This is a genomic window from Pseudofrankia asymbiotica (assembly GCF_001983105.1).
In the GTDB taxonomy this organism is placed as follows: Bacteria; Actinomycetota; Actinomycetes; order Frankiales; family Frankiaceae; genus Pseudofrankia; species Pseudofrankia asymbiotica.
Map to the genome: position 1 here is coordinate 82846 of NZ_MOMC01000040.1, position 20033 is coordinate 102878.

The following is a 20033-nucleotide window of genomic DNA, read 5'->3' on the forward strand; positions in this document are numbered from 1 at the left end:
GGGAGAAGTGGTGGCAGCACCTGGGACGGCACCGGTCGGGCTCACCGAGCTCGAGGACGAGCCGTTGCGGATCGACGGGCGGGCGTTCGCCAGCCGGCTCATGGTCGGCACGGGGAAGTTCGGCAGCCACGCGCTGATGCGGGACAGCCTGGTCGCCAGCGGGGCCGAGATCGTCACGGTCGCGCTGCGCCGGGTGGATCTCGCCCGAGCGGGCGAGGGCGACGTGCTCGACTTCGTCCCGGCAGGGGTGACGCTGCTGCCGAACACGTCGGGCGCCGTCACGGCCGAGGAGGCGCACCGGCTCGCGCGGCTCGGCCGGGCCGCGACCGGCAGCCCGCTCGTCAAGCTCGAGGTCACCCCCGATCCGCGCACGCTCGCGCCGGACCCGGTGGAGACGCTGCGCGCCGCCGAGCTGCTGATCGCCGACGGATTCACCGTGTTGCCATACTGCCCGGCCGACCCGGTGCTCGCCCGCCGGCTGGAGGAGGCGGGCTGCGCGACGGTCATGCCGCTCGGCAGCTGGATCGGCTCCAACCGCGGCCTGCGCACCCGGGACGCCCTCGAAGTGATCATCGAGGCGGCCGGCGTGCCGGTCGTCGTCGACGCTGGCCTGGGCGTCCCGTCCGACGCCGCCGAGGCGATGGAGATCGGCGCGTCGGCCGTCCTCGTCAACACCGCGATCGCGGTCGCGAGCAACCCGGTGACGATGGCCCGCGCGTTCGCGCTCGCGACCGTCGCCGGCCGGCTCGGCTACCTCGCCGGCCGCGGCGCCGTCAGCGCGCCGACGAGGGCCAAGGCGTCCTCGCCGCTCACCGGCTTCCTCGGCGCCCAGCCCGGGACCGTCGCCCTGTGAGCGCCCCGCCGGGGGAGTTCGCGGCGGTCCTCGCCGGCCTCGACCTTCCGGGGCTCGCCGCCACCGGGCCGCGCGCCGACGACGCCGCCGTGACCGCCGTTCTCGCGACCGCCCGCGCCGGCGGCCGGCTCGGCCTCGCCGACCTCGCCGTCCTGCTCTCCCCGGCCGCGACCGGCCGGATCGAGGAGCTGGCGCACGCCGCCCGGGAGACGACGCTGCGCCGCTTCGGCCGCGCCGTGCGGCTGTTCGCGCCGCTGTACGTCTCGAACGCCTGCCTGTCGTCCTGCACGTACTGCGGCTTCTCCAAGGGGCTGCCGGTCGTGCGCCGGACGCTGTCCGTCGACGAGACCGAGGCCGAGGCGAGGCTGCTGGCCGAGCGCGGCTTCCGCCACCTGCTGCTGGTCTCCGGCGAGCACCGGGTCGAGGTCTCCGCCGACTACCTCGTCGCCGTGGTCGAACGGCTCGCCCCGCTGTTCCCGGCGATCTCGATCGAGACCCAGACCTGGTCGGACGACACCTACACCCGGCTCGTCGCGGCCGGGCTCGTCGGGGCGGTCCACTACCAGGAGACCTACGACCGGGCCCGCTACAGCGAGGTGCACGTCGCCGGCTGGAAGCGCGACTTCGACCGCCGGCTGTCGTCGTTCGAGCGGGCCGGCGCCGCCGGCGTGCGCCGCCTCGGCCTGGGCGTGCTGCTCGGCCTCGCCGTCGACTGGCGGGCCGACGTGCTCGCGCTCGCCGCGCACGCGACGTTCCTGTCCCGCCGGTTCTGGCGCACGGAGGTCACGGCGGCGCTGCCGCGGATCCGGCCGAACGCGGCCGGATTCCCGCCCGTGGTCGTCGTCGGTGACGCCGAGTTCGTACAGGCGCACGCCGCGCTGCGGCTTTACGAGCCCGACCTGGACCTGTCGCTGTCCACCCGCGAGCCGGTGGCGATGCGCGACGGCCTGGCCCGCATCGCGGTGACGACCATGAGCGCGGGCTCGTCGACCGAGCCGGGGGGCTACGGGACGCCGGGCACCGCGCAGGAACAGTTCTCGATCAGCGACGAGCGTCCCCCGGACGCCGTCGCGGCCATGCTCGTCGCGGCCGGCTACGACCCGGTCTGGAAGGACGCCTTCCCGCTCGTCGCGACCTGACCGGCAAGGTCACCACACGGCGGCGCGCGGACGCCGCCGGTTGTGATCTGGCGAATCTCACGGGGGCTTCCTGGCGTGGTGCTCCGATAGCCTGCGGCCTTATGGAACACGTTGTGGTGGTGGGCGCCGGGCTGGCCGGCGGCCGGACCGTCGTCGAGCTGCGCGAGCAGGGGTACACCGGCCGGATCACGCTGATCGGGGCGGAGGAGCACCCGCCCTATGACCGTCCGCCGTTGTCGAAGGCCGTGCTGACCGGCCGTACCGACAGCACCCACCTGCCCTATGGGCTGCACGACCTGGACAGCGTCGAGCTGCTGCTCGGCCGGCAGGCGACCGGCCTTGAGCCCGGTGTGGTCCACACCGACGCCGGCCCCGTCGAGTACGACGGCCTGGTGATCGCCAGTGGCTCGGCGCCGATCCGGCTGCCCGGAGCGCCCGCCCAGCGGGTGCTGCGCACCATCGACGACTCGCTCGCGCTGCGCGAGACGCTGCGCCGCGGCCTGCGGCTCGTCATCGTCGGCGCGGGCTGGATCGGCGCCGAGGTGGCGACCGTCGCCGCCAAGCTGGGCGCCGAGGTGACCGTCGTCGAGGGCGGCGGCTTCCCGCTCGCGCCGCTCGGCGCCGAGGTCGGTGGGCACGCCGTCCACTGGTACGAGGAGGCCGGGGTCACGCTGCGCGTCGACGCCATGGTCGACAAGATCGGTGAGGACGGGCTGCTGCTCGTGGGCGGCGAGTTCATCCCGGCCGACGAGATCGTCGTCGGCGTCGGCGTGCGTCCCGACGTCGCCTGGCTGGGCGGCTCGCTGGTCCTCGAGCGTGGGATCGTCACCGACGAGCACCTGCTGACGACGTGGGCTTCTGGCGTGGCGGGAGCCCAGGGTGCCGCGCCGGTGGTCGCCGTCGGCGACTGCGCCGCCTGGTGGTCGCTGCGCTACGGCACGCGGATGCACGTCGAGCACTGGGACAGTGCCCAGGGCGCGCCCGCCGTCGCCGCGAGCACCCTGCTCGGCCTCGCCGCCGGCCAGGCCGTCGCGGACCTGCCCGCCTACAACCCGGTGCCGTACTTCTGGTCGGAGCAGTTCGGCCGGATGGTGCAGTTCGCCGGCCTGCCGGCGGACGACGCCCACCTGGTGTTCCGCGGCGACCCGGCCGCGCGCCGGGCGCCGGACGCGAAGAAGGCGCCCGGCTGGTCGGCCGGCTGGTTCGCCCCGGACGGCGCGCTCACCGCGCTGGTGACGGTCGCGCGCCCGATCGACATGGTCGCCGGCCGCCGCCTGCTCGCCGCCGCCGCCCACCCCGACCGGGCCCAGTTCGCCGACCCCGCCGTCCCCCTGAAGTCCCTCCTGCCCGATTCCTGAAGTCCGCCGTGGCCGCATCGATCGGTGGCCTGACCGGGGGACCGCCTGGCACCGGCTGATCGTCCACGGTCCGAGGCTGTCGGGCTGTCCAGAGGCCCGGGGGCGCCCTCGCCATGGATTCGCTCATGACCAGATCTCATGGCGCGACGGCCGTCGCGGCACGTACGAGCCGTATAGGTCCGCCGACGAGGCCGACCTGTCACCAGCCGTCGTGACGGTGCGTGGCGGGGGCCTCGATTCGTCGCTGGTCGTGGGCTTGCCGGTGCCGGTGGTCAGGTAGTGGGACGGGTCGACTAGCTGGACGTTCAGGTCGATCGGCCGTATAGCACCCGTTGACGGGCGGATGGGGTCCTGTCACTAGAGTCTGGCGCTGTGCCGCGCATTCACCTGGTCTCCAACCTGCCCGGGGTGAGCGCCCTCGGTGACCACCTCCGGGCCGCCGGGCTCGGGCCCACCTCGGCCCGCTCCGCCGACGCCCTGCTGGTCCTCATCGACCGGCCGCTGGACTCCGTCGAGCAGGAGCTCCTCGACCGTGCGCGGCAATCGGTGCCGGTGCTGCTYGCGGGGCCGACCGTGCGCGCGCTGCCGTCCGACAGCCCGCTGGTCGAGGCCTCCGGGCTCATCCCCGGCCACACCACGCCCACGCATGAGCTGCGGGTGACGGTCGGGCCGAACGGCGCGGAGGTCGCCGCCCGGATGGGCGAGTTCCGGCCGGTGGACAGCTGGGTCGTCCCCGACAAGATCGCCGACGACGTCGAACGGCTGCTGCTCGTCCAGCAGGGGACGGCCGAGTTCCCGATCTGCACCTGGCGGCCGTCGACCGGCCTGGGCATGTTCACCCTCGGCTCCACCGCGAGCACACTCGCCGACCCCGCCTACCACCGGCTCGTCGGCCGCTGGCTGCGCCACACTCTCGGCGTCCGCGACGAGGCACCCATCGGCGTCGGGCTGCTCGGCGAGCCGGGCACGCCGGCCGTCCACCAGACGGCCGTCGAGGCCACCGAGGGCCTGAACCTGGTCGCGGTGAGCGGCACCGGCCGCGCCGGCGGCGGCCGGTCCGGCGAGAGCCAGGCCCGCTCCTACGACGAGCCCGACAGCCTGATCGCCGACGCCGACGTCCGCCTCGTCGTCATCGGGACCCCGAACAACACCCGCGCGCAGTGGGCCTCCCGGGCGCTGGAGGCCGGCAAGGACGTCGTCATCCCGTCGCCGTTCGCGCTGTCCACCCAGGAGGCCGACGACCTGGCRCTGCTCGCCGCCGCCCGTTCGTCGCTGCTGGCGATGTACCCGGAGCGCCGCGAGGACCCGGCCTACCAGAGCCTGCGGGCAGCCGTGCGCCGCGGGGCCATCGGGGACATCCTCTCGGTCGAGGTCATCCACGGCGCGTACAACAGGCCGCCCGGCGGCTGGCGCGACGACGAGCGGGCCAGCGGCGGCCTCATCCACGACCGCGCCGCCGCCCACCTCGACTGGGTCCTCGACCTGGTCGACGAGCCGGTCGAATGGGTCACGGCCACCGCCCACAAGCGGGTCTGGCACCACGTGACCAACGCCGACCACGCCCGCGTCCTGCTGCGCTTCGCCAACGGCGCCGAGGCGCAGGTGACGGTCTCCGACCTGCTCGCGGTGCCCACCACCCGGCTGCATGTGCTCGGCTCCACCGGCTCCGTGTTCGGCGACGACCCGGCGACGGGCGCCCTCGCCGCGGGCGGCACCGCCGAGACGGCGCCGGCGGGCGGATGGGCACGGGCCGGCGGCCGGCACGAGGGCCGGACCGGCGAGAGGGCGCACTCCGCCGCGCTGTCGGCCGGCCCGCTCACCGTGATCTCCCACGACGGCACCAGAACCCGTCTCCCGCTCACGGTGGGCGCCCCCCACCCGTTCTACCGGGACCTCGCCGACGCGCTCCTTTCCGGCTGGCCACTCGCCGCCTATCGAGTGGAGACCGCACGCAAGGTCGTGGCCGTCGCGGAGGCCGCCACCCGCTCGGCGGGCGGGGGCGGCGTCCAGATCGGCCCCGCCTAGGCGGTCACGGGCGCGAGGTCGGTCTTGAGGACATCTCCTGGTCGTGTTTACTTTCGACCATGGACAACTGGTTGCCGCTGCCCGACGTCGCCGAGGCGATGGGGGTTCCGATCACGCGGGTGCGCCAGCTGGTGCGGGAGGGCAGCCTGCTTGCCCGCCGCCAGGAGGACGGCATTCTGCGGGTCCCAGCCGGCTTCATCCAGGACGGCGAGGTCACGAAGGGCCTGCCCGGCACGCTGACGCTGCTCGCCGACGCCGGGTACTCGCAGGAGGAGGCCATCGACTGGCTGCTGCGCGAGGACCCGAGCCTTCCCGGCACCCCGCTGGACGCGCTTCGCGAGAACCGGGGCAGGGAGGTCAAGCGCCGCGCCCAGGCGCTCGGCTTCTGACGGCGGCGGGCGGCGGCCGGTCGCCCGGATGCGCGTAGGGTCCAGGGTGTGGTTGATCCGTCTGTGGCCGCGGTGGCCGTCGTCGTGAACGGCCAGGAGCGACAGGTGCCGGCGGGGCAGCCGCTCGCCGACCTGCTCGCCGACCTGGGCCTGCGGGCCGGGTCGGTGGTGGTCGAGTACAACGGCGAGGCGCTCACCTCCGCGCAGCGCCGGGATGTGCGGCTGCGCGCCGGCGACCGGCTCGAGCTCGTCCGGGCGGTCGCCGGTGGATGACAGCCTGGTCATGCCATCGTCGGACGCCTTCGCGAGTGAGTCGCTCACGCCGCAAGGGGGAACACCGGTCGTGCCGTCACCGCCGTCACCGCCGTCGGAGCCGGTGGATGGTGTGTCGGCGGCGCGTGCTGCGCGGCTGGCGCGGCTCGCGGACGCCCGGCTCTACCTGTGCACGCCCCGGCAGCCGGGCTTCGACGCCTTCCTCGACGGTGTGCTCGCCCCGCCTGGTGCCGGGGGCGTGGCCGGCGTCGACCTGATCCAGCTACGGGAGAAGGGGCTGGAGTGGCGGGAGGAGGCCGCGGCGTTGGAACGCATGCTCGCCGCCGGTCGGCGCCACGGCGCACTGGTCAGCGGCAACGACCGGGCGGACCTGGCCTCAGTGCTTGGCGTCGACATCCTGCACGTCGGCCAGGACGACATCCCGCCGGCCGTCGCGCGCCGCCTCCTCGGTCCTGACGTGATCATCGGCCTGTCGACGCATGACGAGCGGCAGCTCGAGGCGGCGCTGGTCGATCCGGACGTCGACTACTTCTGCGTAGGCCCGGTCTGGCCGACGCCGACGAAGGAGGGCCGTCCCGGGGTCGGCCTGAGGCTGGTAGCGGCCGCCGTGGCCGTCGCTGCGCCGTTCGTGCCCGGGGCGAAGCCGTGGTTCGCGATCGGCGGGATCGACGAGGAGCGCCTCGACGCGATTCTCGACGCGGGCGCGCGCCGAGCCGTCGTCGTCCGCGCCATCACCGGCGCATCCGACCCGGCCGCCGCGTCCGCCTCCCTCGCCGCCCGCCTGCGCGCCGCCGGCTGACCCGCCGGCGCCACGCCCTCCGTGCCCACCCCTCTGATCCGCGCGTCGTGCCGCAGGATCAGTCAGACTCCCCGCGTCGGCGACGGCGCGCGGCGTCTGACTGATCCGGCTTCTGGCGGTGAGCGGACGGTGTCGCGGTTTCTGTGCCGCGGGCGACGGCGCTCGGCCTGCCTCGCGGGCAGAGGCGGGGAAATGGTGGGCCGGAGCGGCGCGGCGGCGGGTGCGTGATGCGGCATTTCAGCTATCTCGCGGTGCTGGCGGCCTGCCTGCTCGGCACCGCGCCGCTGGAGGTGTTCCTGCGCACCCGGGTCTACGCCCGGTGGCGCCGGCTGGTGCGCACCCTCGTCCCGGTGCTGGTCGTCTTCGTCGGCTGGGACCTGTACGCGATAGCACGCGGGCAGTGGACGTTCGACCCGCGCGGCGTGACCGGGGTCCGGCTGCCGGGCGGGATTCCCCTCGAGGAGGCGCTGTTCTTCGTCGTCGTGCCGATCTGCGCGATCCTCACCCTGGAGGCCGTCCGCGCCCGTCGCCACGACTGGACCGTCGGTGACGAACCGCCGCCGCTCGAGCCCGCGCCGCTCGAGCCCGCGCCGCTCGAGCCCGCGCTGCCCGAGCCGGCCGCGGCGCCGTCCCATGCTCGGCGGGACCGTGCCGGAATCCGAACGGACGGGGAGGCCGGGCTCCTGTGAGCTACACGGCGCTCGCGGTCACCGGCGTGCTGGCCGCCCTGGCCGCCGACCTGGCCGTGTTCCGGGTGCGGCTGGTGCGGCGGCGGGTGTTCTGGGCCGCCTACGCGATCATCGTTGTCTGTCAGCTGATCACGAACGGGGTGCTCACCGGGTTCGGCGTCGTGCGCTACGACCCGGGCGCGATCCTCGGCCCGCGGGTCGCGTTCGCCCCGGTCGAGGACCTGCTGTTCGGCTTCGCCCTCGTCCTGTGGACCCTCGACTGGTGGGTCTGGTGGGGCCGTCGCGCCCGTCGCCGGCTGCCCAGCGCCGGTTCCGGTCAGCCACCGGCCGGGCCGGCCGCGTCGGGCTGAACCGGCGGCTGAACCGGCGGCGGGGCCGGTGGCGGCAGGACCCGGATTCACACGACCGCTGTCGCGCCGTCGCGCCGTCGCGCCGTCGCGCCGTCGCGCCGTCGTGCCGTCACGGCGGCGATGGGATCGGCGCGTTGGGGGGAAGCCGGCGGATCCATGGCAGGTAGGGGGTCAGCTCATCCGGGTCGAACCGGCACAGCCTGATCGACCACGAGAACCCGTTACCACCCTCGGCCGCCCGTTCGTCCGAGCTCTTGTACGCGCCGTCAGGGAACAACGTCGCCCAGTGAGCGCCCGACAGCCCGAGCAGCGTGGCGATCTCCCGCCCGGCCGCGACGTCCCACAGCCGGGTGGTGCCGTCGCCGCCGCCGGATACCAGCATGTCGCCCGCTCCGGCCCCGGGAACCGGCGAACCGCTGGCCGCGGGAGACCCGGTCATGGTGGCGCGGCCGGCGGCGAACGCCAGCGACCGGATCACCTCCGTGTGCCCGGCGAGCTGGCCGGTCTCGGCGCCCGAGCCGGCGTCCCAGACGCGGACGATGCCGTCCTCGCCGCCGGACGCGACCCGCCGGCCGTCCGGCGCGAAGGCGACGGTCCTGACCGGGCCGGCGTGGCCCACCAGCCGATGGCGTAGCGCGCCGCTCGCCGCGTCCCAGATCTGGATCACGCCCGATCCGCAGGCGCTCGCCAGCAGCCGGCCGTCGGGAGAGAACGCCACGGCGTTCACCCGGTCACCGTGGTGGACGAGCCGGCGGGCCGCCGGGGCGGTTCCCGATCCGCTCGTCGGGCGAGGGGGCGACGCCGCGTCCCAGAGATGGACGGTGCCCGCGTCCGTGCCGGCGGCCAGCAGCTCGCCGTCCGGTGAGAACGCCACCGTGAGCACCCGCAGGCCGTCGGCACGCAACGTCGCCGTGGGCTGGCCGGTCCAGGGGTTCCACAGGCCGACCGTGCCATCCGGATGCCCTACCGCGAGCAGCGTCGTGTCCGCGGAGAAGGCGACCGCGTTCACCGGCGCGCGCCTTGTGTTCAGCGTGCGTGCCGGGGCGTCCAGGTCTGGTGCGGCGAGATCGAAGATCCGGACCAGGCCGTCCTCGCCGGCGGCGGCGAGCAGCGTGGCGTCGTCGGTGAGGGCCATGCCGTAGGTCCAGGCGCGTTCGCCCGAGCCGACGTGGACCTGGCGGGCGGTCCGGGTGTCCCAGAGCCGCAGGGTGCCGTCCTCGTTGGCCGAGGCGACCAGCGGCTGGTCCGGCACGAACGCGGTCGCGAGCACGTCGGTGGTGTGGCTGGCGAGCAGCGTCCGGCCCGGCGGGGAGCCGTCGGCGACCTTCCAGAGCCGGACCGTTCCGTCCGCGCTCCCGGCGAGCAGCGTCTCGCCGTCGGCGTCGACGAACTCCAGCACCGCCAGCCAGCCGGTACGCTCCCGCAGCGTCGCGCGCAGCGCCCCGGTGCGCGGGTCCCACACCCGGATCGTTCCGTCGGGGGCGCCGACCGCGAGCAGGGAACCCGCGGCGTTGAACGCCAGCGTCCGGACAGGGTGGGCGTCACCGGGTAGCGGGGCCAGTTCGCGGCCGGCGGCGAGACTCCAGACCCGCGCCACGTTCGCGCGGTCGTCGATCCAGGCGAGCATCGTGCCATCGGGCGAGAACCGTGCTGCCCGGGCGCGCTGGCCCGGTGCGCCGAGCGTCCCGGCGTCGCGGCGGTCACGCACGTTCCACAGCTGGACCTGGTCGCCATGGGCCAGAAGGGACCCGTCGGGCGAGAAGCACAGTGCCCTGACCTGATCCCGCGACTGGCCCAGCGTCACGATCCTCTCCCGGGACGCGAGGTCCCAGACCTGCACGTCGCCATCCCAGCAGCCACCGGCCAGCAGCCGGCCATCAGGGGAGAAGGCGAGCGAGCGCACCCGGGAGGCGAGCCCGTCGAAGACGGCCACCTCCTCGGCCGTGGTGACATCCCAGACCAGGACGCGGCCCGCGACGTCCCCGGCGGCGAGCTGGGATCCGTCGGCGGAGAACGCGACCGAGCGGATCCAGTCGCCATGCCCCCGCAGCACGGCCAGCGGCCGGCCGTCGGCGAGGTCCGAGAGCGCGACATGACGGCCGCTTCCGTAGGCGATCAGATCGTGCGCCGGCGAGATCGCCTGCGTCAGGCGGACGCCGGCGTCGATGATGACCTCGACGGGATCGCGGCCGGGCACGGCGGCGCTGGCGAGCTCGGGAACCGTCCAGGGCCGGTCCGGCGGCGTGGCGCCGAGCAGCGCGGCGCGTCTCCAGCGGCTGCCGGTGAGGTTGGCGCCGGTGAGGTCCGGGTCGGCGAGGAGGGCTCGGCTCAGGTCGGCGTCGGTGAGGTCCGTGCCCGCGAGACCGAGCCCCCGCGCGCGCACGCCGGTCAGCCGCGCGCCGGCGAGGTTCGCCGCGCCGAGGTCGGTGCCGTCGAGGTTCGCGTCGGTGAGGTTCGCGCCGCGCAGGTCGGCGCCGGTCAGGTCGAGGCCGGTCAGGTTGGCGCCCTCCAGGTGAGCCCCGGCGAGCCTCGCGCCTCGGGCCACCGCCGGGTCGGCCCGGCGCGCGATCGTCAGCGCGTTCGCCCTGGCCGCCTGGCCGGAGTCCGGGTCGGCGAGGACACGGCGCGCCCAGGCCGCGACCGCCTCGTCGCCGGCCACGCCGCGGACGAAGTCGACCATCAACGGGGACATCACCCGGGCAGCCAGTACGTCCGCGCCGGTCAGGTCCCCGGTGGGTCCGGCCGCACCGGCGGGTCCGGCCGCACCGGCGATCAGACCGCGGGCGGCCGCGGCGGCGACCAGGTACTCCATCACCGACTGATGGATGAAGGTGAAGCCACCGGCCTCCGCGCGGACCAGCAGGCTGCCCGAGCCGACCATGTGCGCGGCCTGCCCGGAGTCGAGCTGGCCGGCGTCTTCCCGGTCCGTCATCGCGTCGAGGGCCGCGCTGGTGGTCGCCGCCAGCTCCGAGAGATTGATCATCTGGTCGGTCGTACGCCAGAGCCGAAGCGCGAGCGCGGTGACGGCCTCCCGGCGCTCGCCCGCCGTCAGTGCCGGCCCGGCACCGGGCGGGCGGGCCCGCCGCTCCTCATGGCGGAGCCACTCCTCGATCAGCTCGCCGTAGAGGTCCGCCGAGCTGATCATCCCGGTCCTGGCCTGGACGGCGCGCAGCCGGTCGGTGTCCAGCGACGCGATGAAGCCCAGCATCCGCGGGTTGTGCGAGAGCCCGAGCAGGTCGCGGATGTCGTGGATCAGCTCGAGGCGCTCCCGTGCCCGCGCCGCGTCGCCGTGGTGCAGCCGGACGAGGAACTCCTCGATCTGCCGCTCGGTGAAGTCGCCGACCTCGGCGATCCGGCTCGCGGGCAGCAGCTCGACCCGGGCACCGAGCGCACCGCGGACCTGGCCGTGGGAGAGGAAGTGCTGGGTCCGGCTGCTCACGACGATCTTCGCCTGGCCCTCGACGGCGTCCAGCAGCCGCCCGAGGTGCTCGGCCGCGGTCTCGTAGGTGACCCGCAGCGCGAGCTCGTCGAACCCGTCGAACAGGAGCACCAGCCGGCCGCGGCGCAGCATGTACCGGAGCACCGACACGTCGACCCGTTGCTCGCCCGAGGCGACCAGATGGGCCGCGACCAGCTCGTCCACGCTGTGCGCCTTCTCCATCGTGCGCAGGTCGATCAGCAGCGGGATCAGGTGCGGTCGCAGGCCGGGCAGGGTGCGGGCCAGCTCGTGCAGGCAGAACGTCTTGCCCCGGCCGAAGTCGCCCAGGATCAGCACGAACCGCGCCGAGTCAGCCGTCAGCCAGTCGACGACCCGCCCGAGCAGGTCCCCGCCGCCGCGGCCTGCCGGGCCATCGGACGCCGCCGCGTCGGACGTCGCCTCATCGGACGGTGTCCGGTCGGATGACGCTTCGTCGGGCGCCGTGCCGTCCGCCGTACCCGGGCTGGTGACCCCCGCGCCGCCGTCGATCAGGCGGAACCGCTGTGGCAGATAGAGCGCTGGCGGGTAGAGCCGGTCGGCCGCCAGCCGCTCGCCCTGCCGGCGCAGGTAGCCACGCAGGTCCAGCAGGCCCTGGTACTCGACGAAGCTGCGCAGCCGCACGCCGCGCGAGGCGGCGTGGCGGACCAGTTCGTCCGGCGCCGGCAGCGGGCCGCCGTAGACGAGGTCGGAGGTCAGCTGCGGGTCGGTCGCCGCGTACTGGTGGTGCACGTGCTCGACGAACCGGTCGACGGTGCTCTCGTCGACGCCGCCCTCGATGATCCCGACTGGTCGCTGCTCGAACACCGGCCCGTGCGGCACGGTGACCCGCAGGTACTCGGGCGTGGCGCCGGCGGGCGAGATCCGGGTGACCGTCGCGCCGGGGGAGGAGAGCTCGGCGATCTCCGCGATCCGGTCGGCGAACGTCTCGCCGCGCCGGTTGGCGCGCCCGTCCCCGCGGGTGCCTGGGGTGCCCCGCCTCCGCTCGCCTACGGGCCGCCGGCCGTCACCCGGCCCGCCCTCGGCGGCCGCCGGGCCTTCGGCGGGCGGTTGCCGGCGGGCCGGGCGAGGGAACGTCGCCGCGGCGTGCTCCCAGCGGGTCCGGTGGGTGACCGTTCCGGTTGGGCCGACCTCGTTGGCGGGCCGCCAGGAACCGGCGCGACGGGAGAACCGGCGGTCCAGCCTGGTCAGCTCGGTGCGGCTGACCCGGACGAGCTGGTAACGGATCGCCGCCTCCGCCGTCGGGACAGGGTGCGGCGGGTGCGCGCTGATCAGCGTCGTGCCGGACCGCGGCAGCCGCGCCGGCATCGCCGGCAACGGCTTGGCCGACACCGGTGCGCCGTGACCGTGCCCGGCGAGCACGACGTTGACATGACCGCCGAGGATCAGGTCGGCGCCGGAGGCGTCGGTCGCCTTCGCCGAGTGCACCCGGTCGGCCGCGAGCGGCGGGTGGTGACCGATGGCGATCCGGAACCAGCCGGCGCGCTCGTAGCCGGCGAGCCGGTCGGCGAACCAGCGGGCCTGCGCCTGGCCGACCTCGCCGCGGTCGTCCGCCTGTCGGTGGCTCATCGCCATCGTCGAGTTCAGCCCGGCGACGACGACCCGCAGGTCCGGCATCGGGTAGAGGGTCCACTCCTGCCCGACCGCGAACGTACGGTCGCCCAGCTCCCGGTAGAAGCCCGCGTGGAAGTCGACGAAGTGCCGCCACTTGCGCCAGTACGGCGGCGTCGGCTCGATCTCCTCGTCCTCGCAGGCGGCGAAGTAGGCGCGGGCCGCGGCGGCGCTGACGTCGCCACGACCGGGGACCAGGGCGATCCGGTGAGCTGGCAGGCCCAACCGCTCGGCCAGTCCCGCGAGCCGCGGCGCCGCCTGCTCGTACTCGCCGCGTCGCCCCTCCAGCGCCACTCCGGTGACGACCACCAGGTCGGGGGTGATCCCGGGGCTGGCGGCCAGCGTCGCGAGATCGTCGTGGAGCGCGCTGCCGAACGGATCCAGACCGGTGTCCGGGGCGTGGCCGGGACGCGGCGGGACGGCCAGCGCCGGCAGGTGCAGCACCGTGATCGACTCCCGCTCGCCGCCGCGGCCCTCCCCGCGGTGCTCGGTCGGCCCGGGCGCCGCGGGCCGGGCGGCGAACCCGGCGGCGGCGGAGTGCGCCGTGACCGGCGGGCGGACCCGAACCGCGGGCGCGGCTGGCCTGGGCGCGGCGGGTGCGGGCGGGGCCGGTCCAGGCGCGGCTGGCGTGGGTGGCGGCCGTTGTGGTGACAGCGGCGGCGACGGCCCGCCCGTGTCCTGCCGCGCGAGCGACGGCGCCCCCGGCGGTGCCGTTCGCGGCGCGCCAGGAGGCGTCGGCGGCGGGAGTGGCGGATCGGCGGCGCCAGGCAGCGGGAGGACGCCGCCGTTCGCGAGGAGAGCCAGGTCGGGACCGCCCGGCGGCGTGGGGTCGAGCGGCGACGGCTGCGCCGGCACCGCCGGGACAGCCGTCGCGGCGGCAGCCGGGGCGGCGCCGGCGGCCGGGAGCCTCAGCGTCGGAGCACGCGGGACCAGGCCGTAGCCGGGGAAGGGCGGCTCGTGATCCGGCTCGGGTGGACCCGTGTGCGGCTGGAGCAGCCCCCGCAGCACCGCCTGCGCGGCCGCGGCCCGGTCCAGGCCGACCAGCACGATCATGTTGATCGTGCCGAGGAGCGGCGGGAGCTCGCAGGGCTCGACGAGCACCGGCAGGAGGAATCCGTCCCGGTCGTGCGCTATGCGCATGCCGGCCTGCCACTCCTCCCGCACCCAGGACGAACGGTCCAGGTAGTACGGCGAGATCACCGCGATCATTCGGTCGGCGCGGGCGAGCGCGGCGTTTATCTGGTCGACGAAGTTCGTCCCGAGCGGGAACGAGCGCCGGTAGAAGGCCACCTCGTGGCCGGCGTCGCGCAGCACGTGGTCCAGCCAGCTACCCCACGGCTCGTCCGGCCCCGCCACGCTGAGGAAGATCCGTGCCGGGCCGCTCGCCGGCGAAACAGTCTCTCCCCACACGTCCCGATAATCCCAGAACCACGTACTCGGCAACAGAAAACAACAAATACGTGCCTTCTTGGCCGGTTGAGGCCGTCGACGGAATGAGACGTCGCCCGATTGACACCGAAAGGCGCCAAATGTGCCGGGTCAGCGGGATGAGCGGGATGAGGACGGCGGTATCGGGCGCGTCGGTACAGCCGGTGCCTGACCACACGCACGAGCGCGGGCACCACGCGCTGGATGCACGCGGGCCGTGGTCGGCGGTACCRCCCGCTGGCGGCACCGCCAACCCATCACAGAAAGGACCGGTGCAGCCCCATCAGGCGGAGGGGCGGTTGCCCTGCATGTCGGCGTTCCTGGCGGCCTTGGCGACCAGGTCGGGGATGACCTCGCCCAGCTCGCCCGGCTCCCACTTGCCCTCGCGGTTCACCGACGGGCCGTTCACCCAGCCCTCGGTGACGCTGATGAAGCCGCCGGCGACGGAGAACACCCGGCCGGTGACGCCGTTCGACTGCGGCGAGCCGAGCCAGACGACCAGCGGCGAGATGTTCTCCGGTCCCAGCGGGTTCCACGCGGCCTTCGCCTGGGACTGCTCGTCGAGGTCCGCTTCCTGCTGGTTCTTGACGAAGCCGAGGTCCTCGGTCATCCGGGTGAGCGCGGTCGGGGCGATCGCGTTGACGGTGACCCCGTAGCGGCCCAGCTCCATGGCGGCGATGACGGTGAACGCGGCGATGCCGGCCTTCGCGGCGCCGTAGTTCGTCTGGCCGACGTTGCCGAAGATGCCCGACGGCGACGAGGTGTTGATGATGCGGGCGTCGTTCGCCTCGCCGGCCTTGGACCGGTCCCGCCAGTAGGCGGCGGCGTGGTGCGCGACGCCGAAGGTGCCCTTCAGGTGCACCTTGATGACGGCGTCCCACTCGGCCTCGGTCATGTTCACCAGCATCCGGTCGCGCAGGATGCCGGCGTTGTTCACGACGACGTCCAGCCGGCCGAAGGTGTCGATGGCCTGGTCGACGAGGCTCTTCGAACCGTCCCAGGTCGAGATGTCCTCGGTGTTCGCGGCCGCCTCGCCGCCCGCGGCGACGATCTCGGCGGCGACGGACTGCGCCGGGCCGGCGGAGGCGCCGGTGCCGTCGCGGGCTCCGCCGAGGTCGTTGACGACGACCTTCGCGCCCTCGGCCGCGAACGCCAGCGCGTGCTCCCGGCCGATGCCGCCGCCCGCGCCCGTGATGACGACGACGCGTCCCTCGCAGATCCCGCTCATACCCGGACTCCTCTTGTCACGTGTCGAGTTCCGTGCTGTTCCGCTCTGTCGATCTCGTCTGTGCGGTCGATCTCGTCTGTGCGCGGGACGAACCACGCCCATCCGACCTCCCATACGCCTGTCGACCCGGGAGGTCGGTMCTGCCCGGCCTCGCGGAAGCCGGTGGGGAGCCGGACGTCATCGTGTCGCGCCTGCCCGTCACGGGCCAGCGAACGGGCGGCGAGCTCCGTCGTCCAGTCCCGTCCGGTGTGCGCCATGGCGTCCGGGTAGGCAGGATGGACGACGGCGCGTGCCGTGGCCCCAACCGGCGGTGCTCTTGGTTCACCCCAGAGCGCGGGGTCCCGCCGATTCCAGCGCCAGCAGGGATCGACGGGGAGCAGTGCCGTACCGATGCTGGACCACGAGCAGATACGGACGGGTGCCGTGCAGGAGAGTGACTTCACCGAGGTAGTGGCCTCGGTGCGACGGTTCGTTCGCGAACGGGTCGCACCGTTGGAGCAGGAGATCGAGGAGACCGACGAGATACCGGCGGCGCTGCGGGCCGAGGCCGCCGAGATGGGACTGTTCGGGTTCGCGATTCCCGAGCTCTACGGCGGACTTGGCCTGTCGATGAGCGAGGAGGCCCGGCTGGTCTGCGAGCTCGGCTACACGACGCCGGCGTTCCGGTCGATGTTCGGGACGAACAACGGGATCGCCGGCCATGTGCTGCTCGAAGGGGCGACCGAGGAGCAGAAGAAGACCTGGCTGCCGAAGATCGCCTCGGGGGAGTGGACCGCGTCGTTCGCGCTGACCGAGCAGGGCGCCGGCTCCGACCCGTCCGGCCTGGCCACCACCGCCGTCCGTGACGGTGACGACTGGGTGATCAACGGATCGAAGCGGTTCATTACCAACGCGCCGCTCGCCGACGTCTTCATGGTCTTCGCCCGCACCGACCCGCACGCCTCGCCGAGCCGGGGCATCACCACGTTCATGGTCGAGAAGGGCACCGCCGGCCTGTCCGTCGGCCCGCGCGACCACAAGATGGGCCAGGCGGGCGCCTGGACCGCCGACGTCTACCTCGACAACGTGCGGGTGCCGTCGTCGGCGCTCATCGGCGGGGAGGACGGCGTCGGGCGAGGCTACGCGACCGCGATGCGCTGCCTCGCGCACGGCCGGATCCACATCGCGGCGCTGTGCGTCGGCATGTCCCAGCGGCTGGTCGACGAGTCCGTCTCCTACGCGGCCAGCCGGGAGCAGGGCGGCGCGGTGATCGGCACCTACCAGCTGATCCAGGGCCTGATCGCCGACTCGGCGACCGACCTCTACGCCGCCCGCGCGCTGGTCGCCGATGTCGCCGCCAGGTTCGACGACGGCAGCGACAAGCGGATCGGGCCGTCCTGCGCCAAGTACTTCGCCTCGGAGGCGGTCGGGCGGATCGCCGACCGCGCGGTGCAGATCCACGGCGGTTCCGGCTACATCCGCGGCGTCCCGGTGGAGCGTTTCTACCGCGACGCCCGGCTGTTCCGGATCTACGAGGGCACCAGCCAGATCCAGCAGATCGTCATCGCCCGAGGCCTGCTGGCCCAGGCCGGCTCCTGACGGCGCCGTCCCCTGGCCAGGCGCTGGGAGCGCCTGGCCAGGGGACGGCCCCAGGCGGGCACGACGGTCTGGTCGAAGGGCGATGACGGCCGAAGCCTCGCGCCCCCCGGAGGCCGTCAGGAGGGAATGACGAAGGTGGCCTGCCCTTTGATGTGGGTGCCGCCGGTCTGGCGGGTGACGAGCAGGTCCAGGTCGACGAGGCGCTGGCCGGCCTCCTCGCGCAGCCCGGTCACGGTCGCGCGGTAGGTGAGCACGTCTCCTGGCCAGGCCTGCTCGCGGAACTGGACGCCGTACCGGCGAAGGTTCGCCGCGCCGAAGCAGTCCGTCACGTACGTGCCCAGCACGCCGGCCTGCAGCATCCCGACCGCGAACACCGTCGGGAACCCGGCCGCCCGGGCGAACTCGTCGTCGTAGTGGATGGGGTTCATGTCGCCGGCCGCGCCCTGGTAGCGGACGAAGTCGGTACGGGTGAGCGGCTGGTCGATGAAGGGCGCGGGACCCAGGCCAACGGCCAGGTCCTCCCAGGCCGGTCTCGGCCCGAGCACCGGAGCGGTGGCCTCGCCGGTGCCGACGTCGACGGTCGTGGTCATCGGGTGTCGTCCTTCCCGCCGTCGGCCGTGCTGGCCGTCTTCGGTGCCTGACTCGTGACGATCACGGTGTTCTTCGCCTCGGCGACCAGGCGGCCGTCGGTCGTCCGGAACTCGTTGACGACCTCGATGAACCGCATCGTGCCGCCACGACGGCCCTCCTTGACATAGTCAGCGGCGATCCTGGCTCGGCCGACGAGCCGGGTGCCGGCGCGCGGCGGCTCGCCGTGGAAGACGAACTCCTGGCCGCCGTGCAGCACGCGCCCGAGGTCGATCTCCTCGTGTCCCTCGACCTCGTCCCAGGGCACACCGGCGCCCTCGGACCAGAACGCGGCGGTCATCAGGAAGGTGGCCGGCGAGACCGGCCGTTCGGCCGCCAGGTAGTCGGGGTTGCGCGACTTGGTCGCCCGGGCGAACTCGCGGATCTTGCCGAGTTCGACCTCCATCGTGTAGCCCGGTGCGGGCATGGGGCTCCTTCCCTCGCGGCGCGGCTCCGGGCCGCCGGGTCGCGACGGACGCGGGCGGACACACGCRGCGATGCGCTGGGCCGACGGAGGCAGGCGAGCCTCGCGCCTCCGGAGGTCACCAGATCCTGTCCCGATCGATCGATATCGGGTCTTGCAAGGCTGCCACGGACTCGCCCCGGATGCATCTAGATCGTCCACCGGGCGGCGGGCGGCCGTCGTCCGGGCGGTCGCCGCCCGGTTCGTCATCATGTGGACGGTCGTCACAGAAACGAGCAAACCGTCCACGGATATCTGCTCCCAGCCCTAGGCTCGGCGGAGATGGAGCAACGTGCGGCGGAGGAGCGGCGACGCGGCGAGAGTCTCAGCCGGCGCGGCAATGCCGAGGGTGGCCGCGTCCCCAGCGCCTACGCGCGGCGGGCGCCGCGCCCTGAGGAACCGCCCCCGGAGGCCCCGTCGGCGCCGGCCGGGCGGCACCGGTCCCCGTGGGGCCGGTCGGGGCGGATCCTGCCGATCAGGTGGGGCCGGATCGTGGCCGGTTCCGTCGTCGCCCTCGCGGTGGTCGGTGTCCTCATCGGCTACGCGCTGCTCAGTGGCGGCGGCCCGAAGATGGCCGGTACCTCCAGCGGTGGCTCGGCGCCCGCCGGTAGGCCGACGGAGGACACCGACCGGGTCACGGTGGCCGGCCCGTCGTCGACGGGCGCCGAGGCTGGCCCGAACADCGTGAGCGCCAGCCCCGCGCCAGGCACGGTCTTCGAGGTATTGCCCAGCGGCCCCCCGGTCCCGCCGCCGCCCTCGGCCTCGCGCCCGGCGTCGACGCTTGTCGCCACCCCCGCCGGGCCCCGGAGTACCGGTCCCGTGCTCACCCTCGGGCGGACGTCCGTCAACCTCGGACAGGTCGACTCCACCGACACCGTCGACCTCACCAACACGGGTACCGAGGCCTTCACGATCCGGACCGGCGGCGCGCCGTCCTATCTGGACGCGTCACCGCGCGCGACCCGCCTCGACCCGGGCTACCGCACTCAGCTGCTCATCAGCCTGGACCGTTCGGCCGCGCCGGTCGGCCAGCTCGACGTCCCGATCACCGTCGCCCCGGTCTCGGGGACCGGCGGCGGGACGATCCACGTGACGGGCGTCGTCACCGCCGGGCCGAGGATTCTCTCCGCGGCCGCCGCGCCGTCGTCGCTGCGCGCCCAGGCCTGCGCCACCGACCAGGCCCCGGCGGCCGCGACCCTGACCGTCGAGGTCCAGGACCCGATCGGCATGGCCGGCGGCAGCGTCGCGGTCACCGCCCCGAACGGCGCCGCCGCGACGGTCGCCCTCCAGCTCGGCTCCACCACCGACGACAGGTCCACCTGGACGGCCCAGCTGGGCCCCTCCGCGGCCGCCGGCACCCTCGCCTACACGGTGACCGTCAAGGACCTCAACAACCGCGTGGCCACCAAGCAGGGCTCCCTGACCGTCGCCGCGTGCTCCTAGCGCGTACGCACGCGCATATACGCACGCACGCTCCAGCACCGGCCACTCCACTCCCGGCACCGCGCGCGTCGCCGGTTGCGGGGACGGCGCGCGGATGGCGGCCGAGATGACCGTGGGACGGCCTCGCGACGGCATGCCCACGCCTGTGACGTTCAAGAAGCGCATTCGTTACCCGGGAACGGCGCGATGCGGCGGCAGAATGCACCTGGACATCGACTTCGGGTGTCGAACAGTGACCGGTCCCAAGCGTGACGTCAAAGTGGAGCAGGCGACGTTTCGGATTCCGCTCCTAACCCGAGGCGCGC

General features: G+C 74.2%; 15 protein-coding genes. 11 read left to right on the forward strand and 4 right to left on the reverse strand.

Annotation, left to right across the window (positions count from 1 at the left end):
• Positions 1-10 precede the first annotated feature (10 nt).
• The 9 genes from BL253_RS20010 to BL253_RS20050 all read left to right on the forward strand — a co-directional run bounded on the left by BL253_RS20010 (position 11) and on the right by BL253_RS20050 (position 7875).
• Positions 11-853, forward strand: a complete 843-nt coding sequence (locus tag BL253_RS20010; protein WP_076818691.1) for a thiazole synthase — start codon at positions 11-13, stop codon at positions 851-853.
• Positions 850-1992: a 2-iminoacetate synthase ThiH gene (thiH, locus tag BL253_RS20015; protein ID WP_076818657.1), complete on the forward strand. Its 1143-nt coding sequence runs from the start codon at positions 850-852 to the stop codon at positions 1990-1992. Before BL253_RS20010 ends, thiH begins: the two co-directional genes overlap by 4 nt.
• Positions 1993-2093: 101 nt before the next feature.
• Complete coding sequence (locus BL253_RS20020) at positions 2094-3350, forward strand: NAD(P)/FAD-dependent oxidoreductase (RefSeq protein WP_076818658.1); 1257 nt, start codon at positions 2094-2096, stop codon at positions 3348-3350.
• A gap of 372 nt (positions 3351-3722) precedes the next feature.
• Entirely contained in the window at positions 3723-5375 is a 1653-nt protein-coding gene (locus BL253_RS20025) for a Gfo/Idh/MocA family protein (RefSeq protein WP_076818659.1), read from the forward strand.
• Between the two features lie 71 nt (positions 5376-5446).
• On the forward strand, positions 5447-5764 hold the full coding sequence (locus BL253_RS20030) for an Rv2175c family DNA-binding protein (protein WP_241834949.1): 318 nt from the start codon (positions 5447-5449) through the stop codon (positions 5762-5764).
• A 48-nt stretch (positions 5765-5812) separates the two neighbouring features.
• A complete protein-coding gene (gene thiS, locus BL253_RS20035) occupies positions 5813-6037 on the forward strand; it encodes a sulfur carrier protein ThiS (RefSeq protein WP_076818661.1) in 225 nt (74 codons plus the stop codon).
• A gap of 10 nt (positions 6038-6047) precedes the next feature.
• A complete protein-coding gene (gene thiE, locus BL253_RS20040) occupies positions 6048-6836 on the forward strand; it encodes a thiamine phosphate synthase (RefSeq protein WP_081438483.1) in 789 nt (262 codons plus the stop codon).
• 227 nt (positions 6837-7063) lie between these two features.
• Positions 7064-7525 (forward strand): lycopene cyclase domain-containing protein, encoded by a 462-nt coding sequence (locus tag BL253_RS20045; RefSeq protein ID WP_241834950.1) that lies wholly within the window; start codon positions 7064-7066, stop codon positions 7523-7525.
• Positions 7522-7875, forward strand: coding sequence for a lycopene cyclase domain-containing protein (locus BL253_RS20050; RefSeq protein WP_076818662.1), 354 nt, complete (start codon positions 7522-7524; stop codon positions 7873-7875). The genes BL253_RS20045 and BL253_RS20050 overlap by 4 nt, the downstream gene beginning before the upstream one ends.
• A 109-nt stretch (positions 7876-7984) precedes the next feature.
• Here the strand turns inward: BL253_RS20050 and BL253_RS20055 are convergent, their stop codons facing one another.
• The gene (locus BL253_RS20055; protein ID WP_158230383.1) at positions 7985-14317 is read right to left on the reverse strand and encodes a WD40 domain-containing protein; all 6333 of its coding nucleotides are present in this window, start codon (positions 14315-14317) and stop codon (positions 7985-7987) included.
• 355 nt (positions 14318-14672) lie between these two features.
• A complete protein-coding gene (locus tag BL253_RS20060; protein WP_076818664.1) occupies positions 14673-15617 on the reverse strand; it encodes an SDR family oxidoreductase in 945 nt (314 codons plus the stop codon).
• Positions 15618-16007: 390 nt separating this feature from the next.
• On the opposite strand from BL253_RS20060, the gene BL253_RS20065 reads away from it, so the two are divergent.
• Positions 16008-17195: an acyl-CoA dehydrogenase family protein gene (locus BL253_RS20065; RefSeq protein ID WP_096336047.1), complete on the forward strand. Its 1188-nt coding sequence runs from the start codon at positions 16008-16010 to the stop codon at positions 17193-17195.
• Between the two features lie 116 nt (positions 17196-17311).
• On the opposite strand, the gene BL253_RS20070 is transcribed toward BL253_RS20065, so the two are convergent.
• Together BL253_RS20070 and BL253_RS20075 are read right to left on the reverse strand one after the other, a co-directional pair.
• Positions 17312-17785 carry a MaoC/PaaZ C-terminal domain-containing protein gene (locus tag BL253_RS20070; RefSeq protein ID WP_081438479.1) on the reverse strand — a complete coding sequence of 158 codons (474 nt, stop codon included), beginning with the start codon at positions 17783-17785 and terminating at the stop codon, positions 17312-17314.
• Positions 17782-18249 carry an FAS1-like dehydratase domain-containing protein gene (locus tag BL253_RS20075; RefSeq protein ID WP_076818665.1) on the reverse strand — a complete coding sequence of 156 codons (468 nt, stop codon included), beginning with the start codon at positions 18247-18249 and terminating at the stop codon, positions 17782-17784. Before BL253_RS20075 ends, BL253_RS20070 begins: the two co-directional genes overlap by 4 nt.
• A gap of 528 nt (positions 18250-18777) precedes the next feature.
• Between BL253_RS20075 and BL253_RS20080 the strand changes: the two genes are divergently transcribed.
• Positions 18778-19728: a hypothetical protein gene (locus tag BL253_RS20080; RefSeq protein WP_076818695.1), complete on the forward strand. Its 951-nt coding sequence runs from the start codon at positions 18778-18780 to the stop codon at positions 19726-19728.
• The last annotated feature ends 305 nt before the right edge of the window (positions 19729-20033 follow it).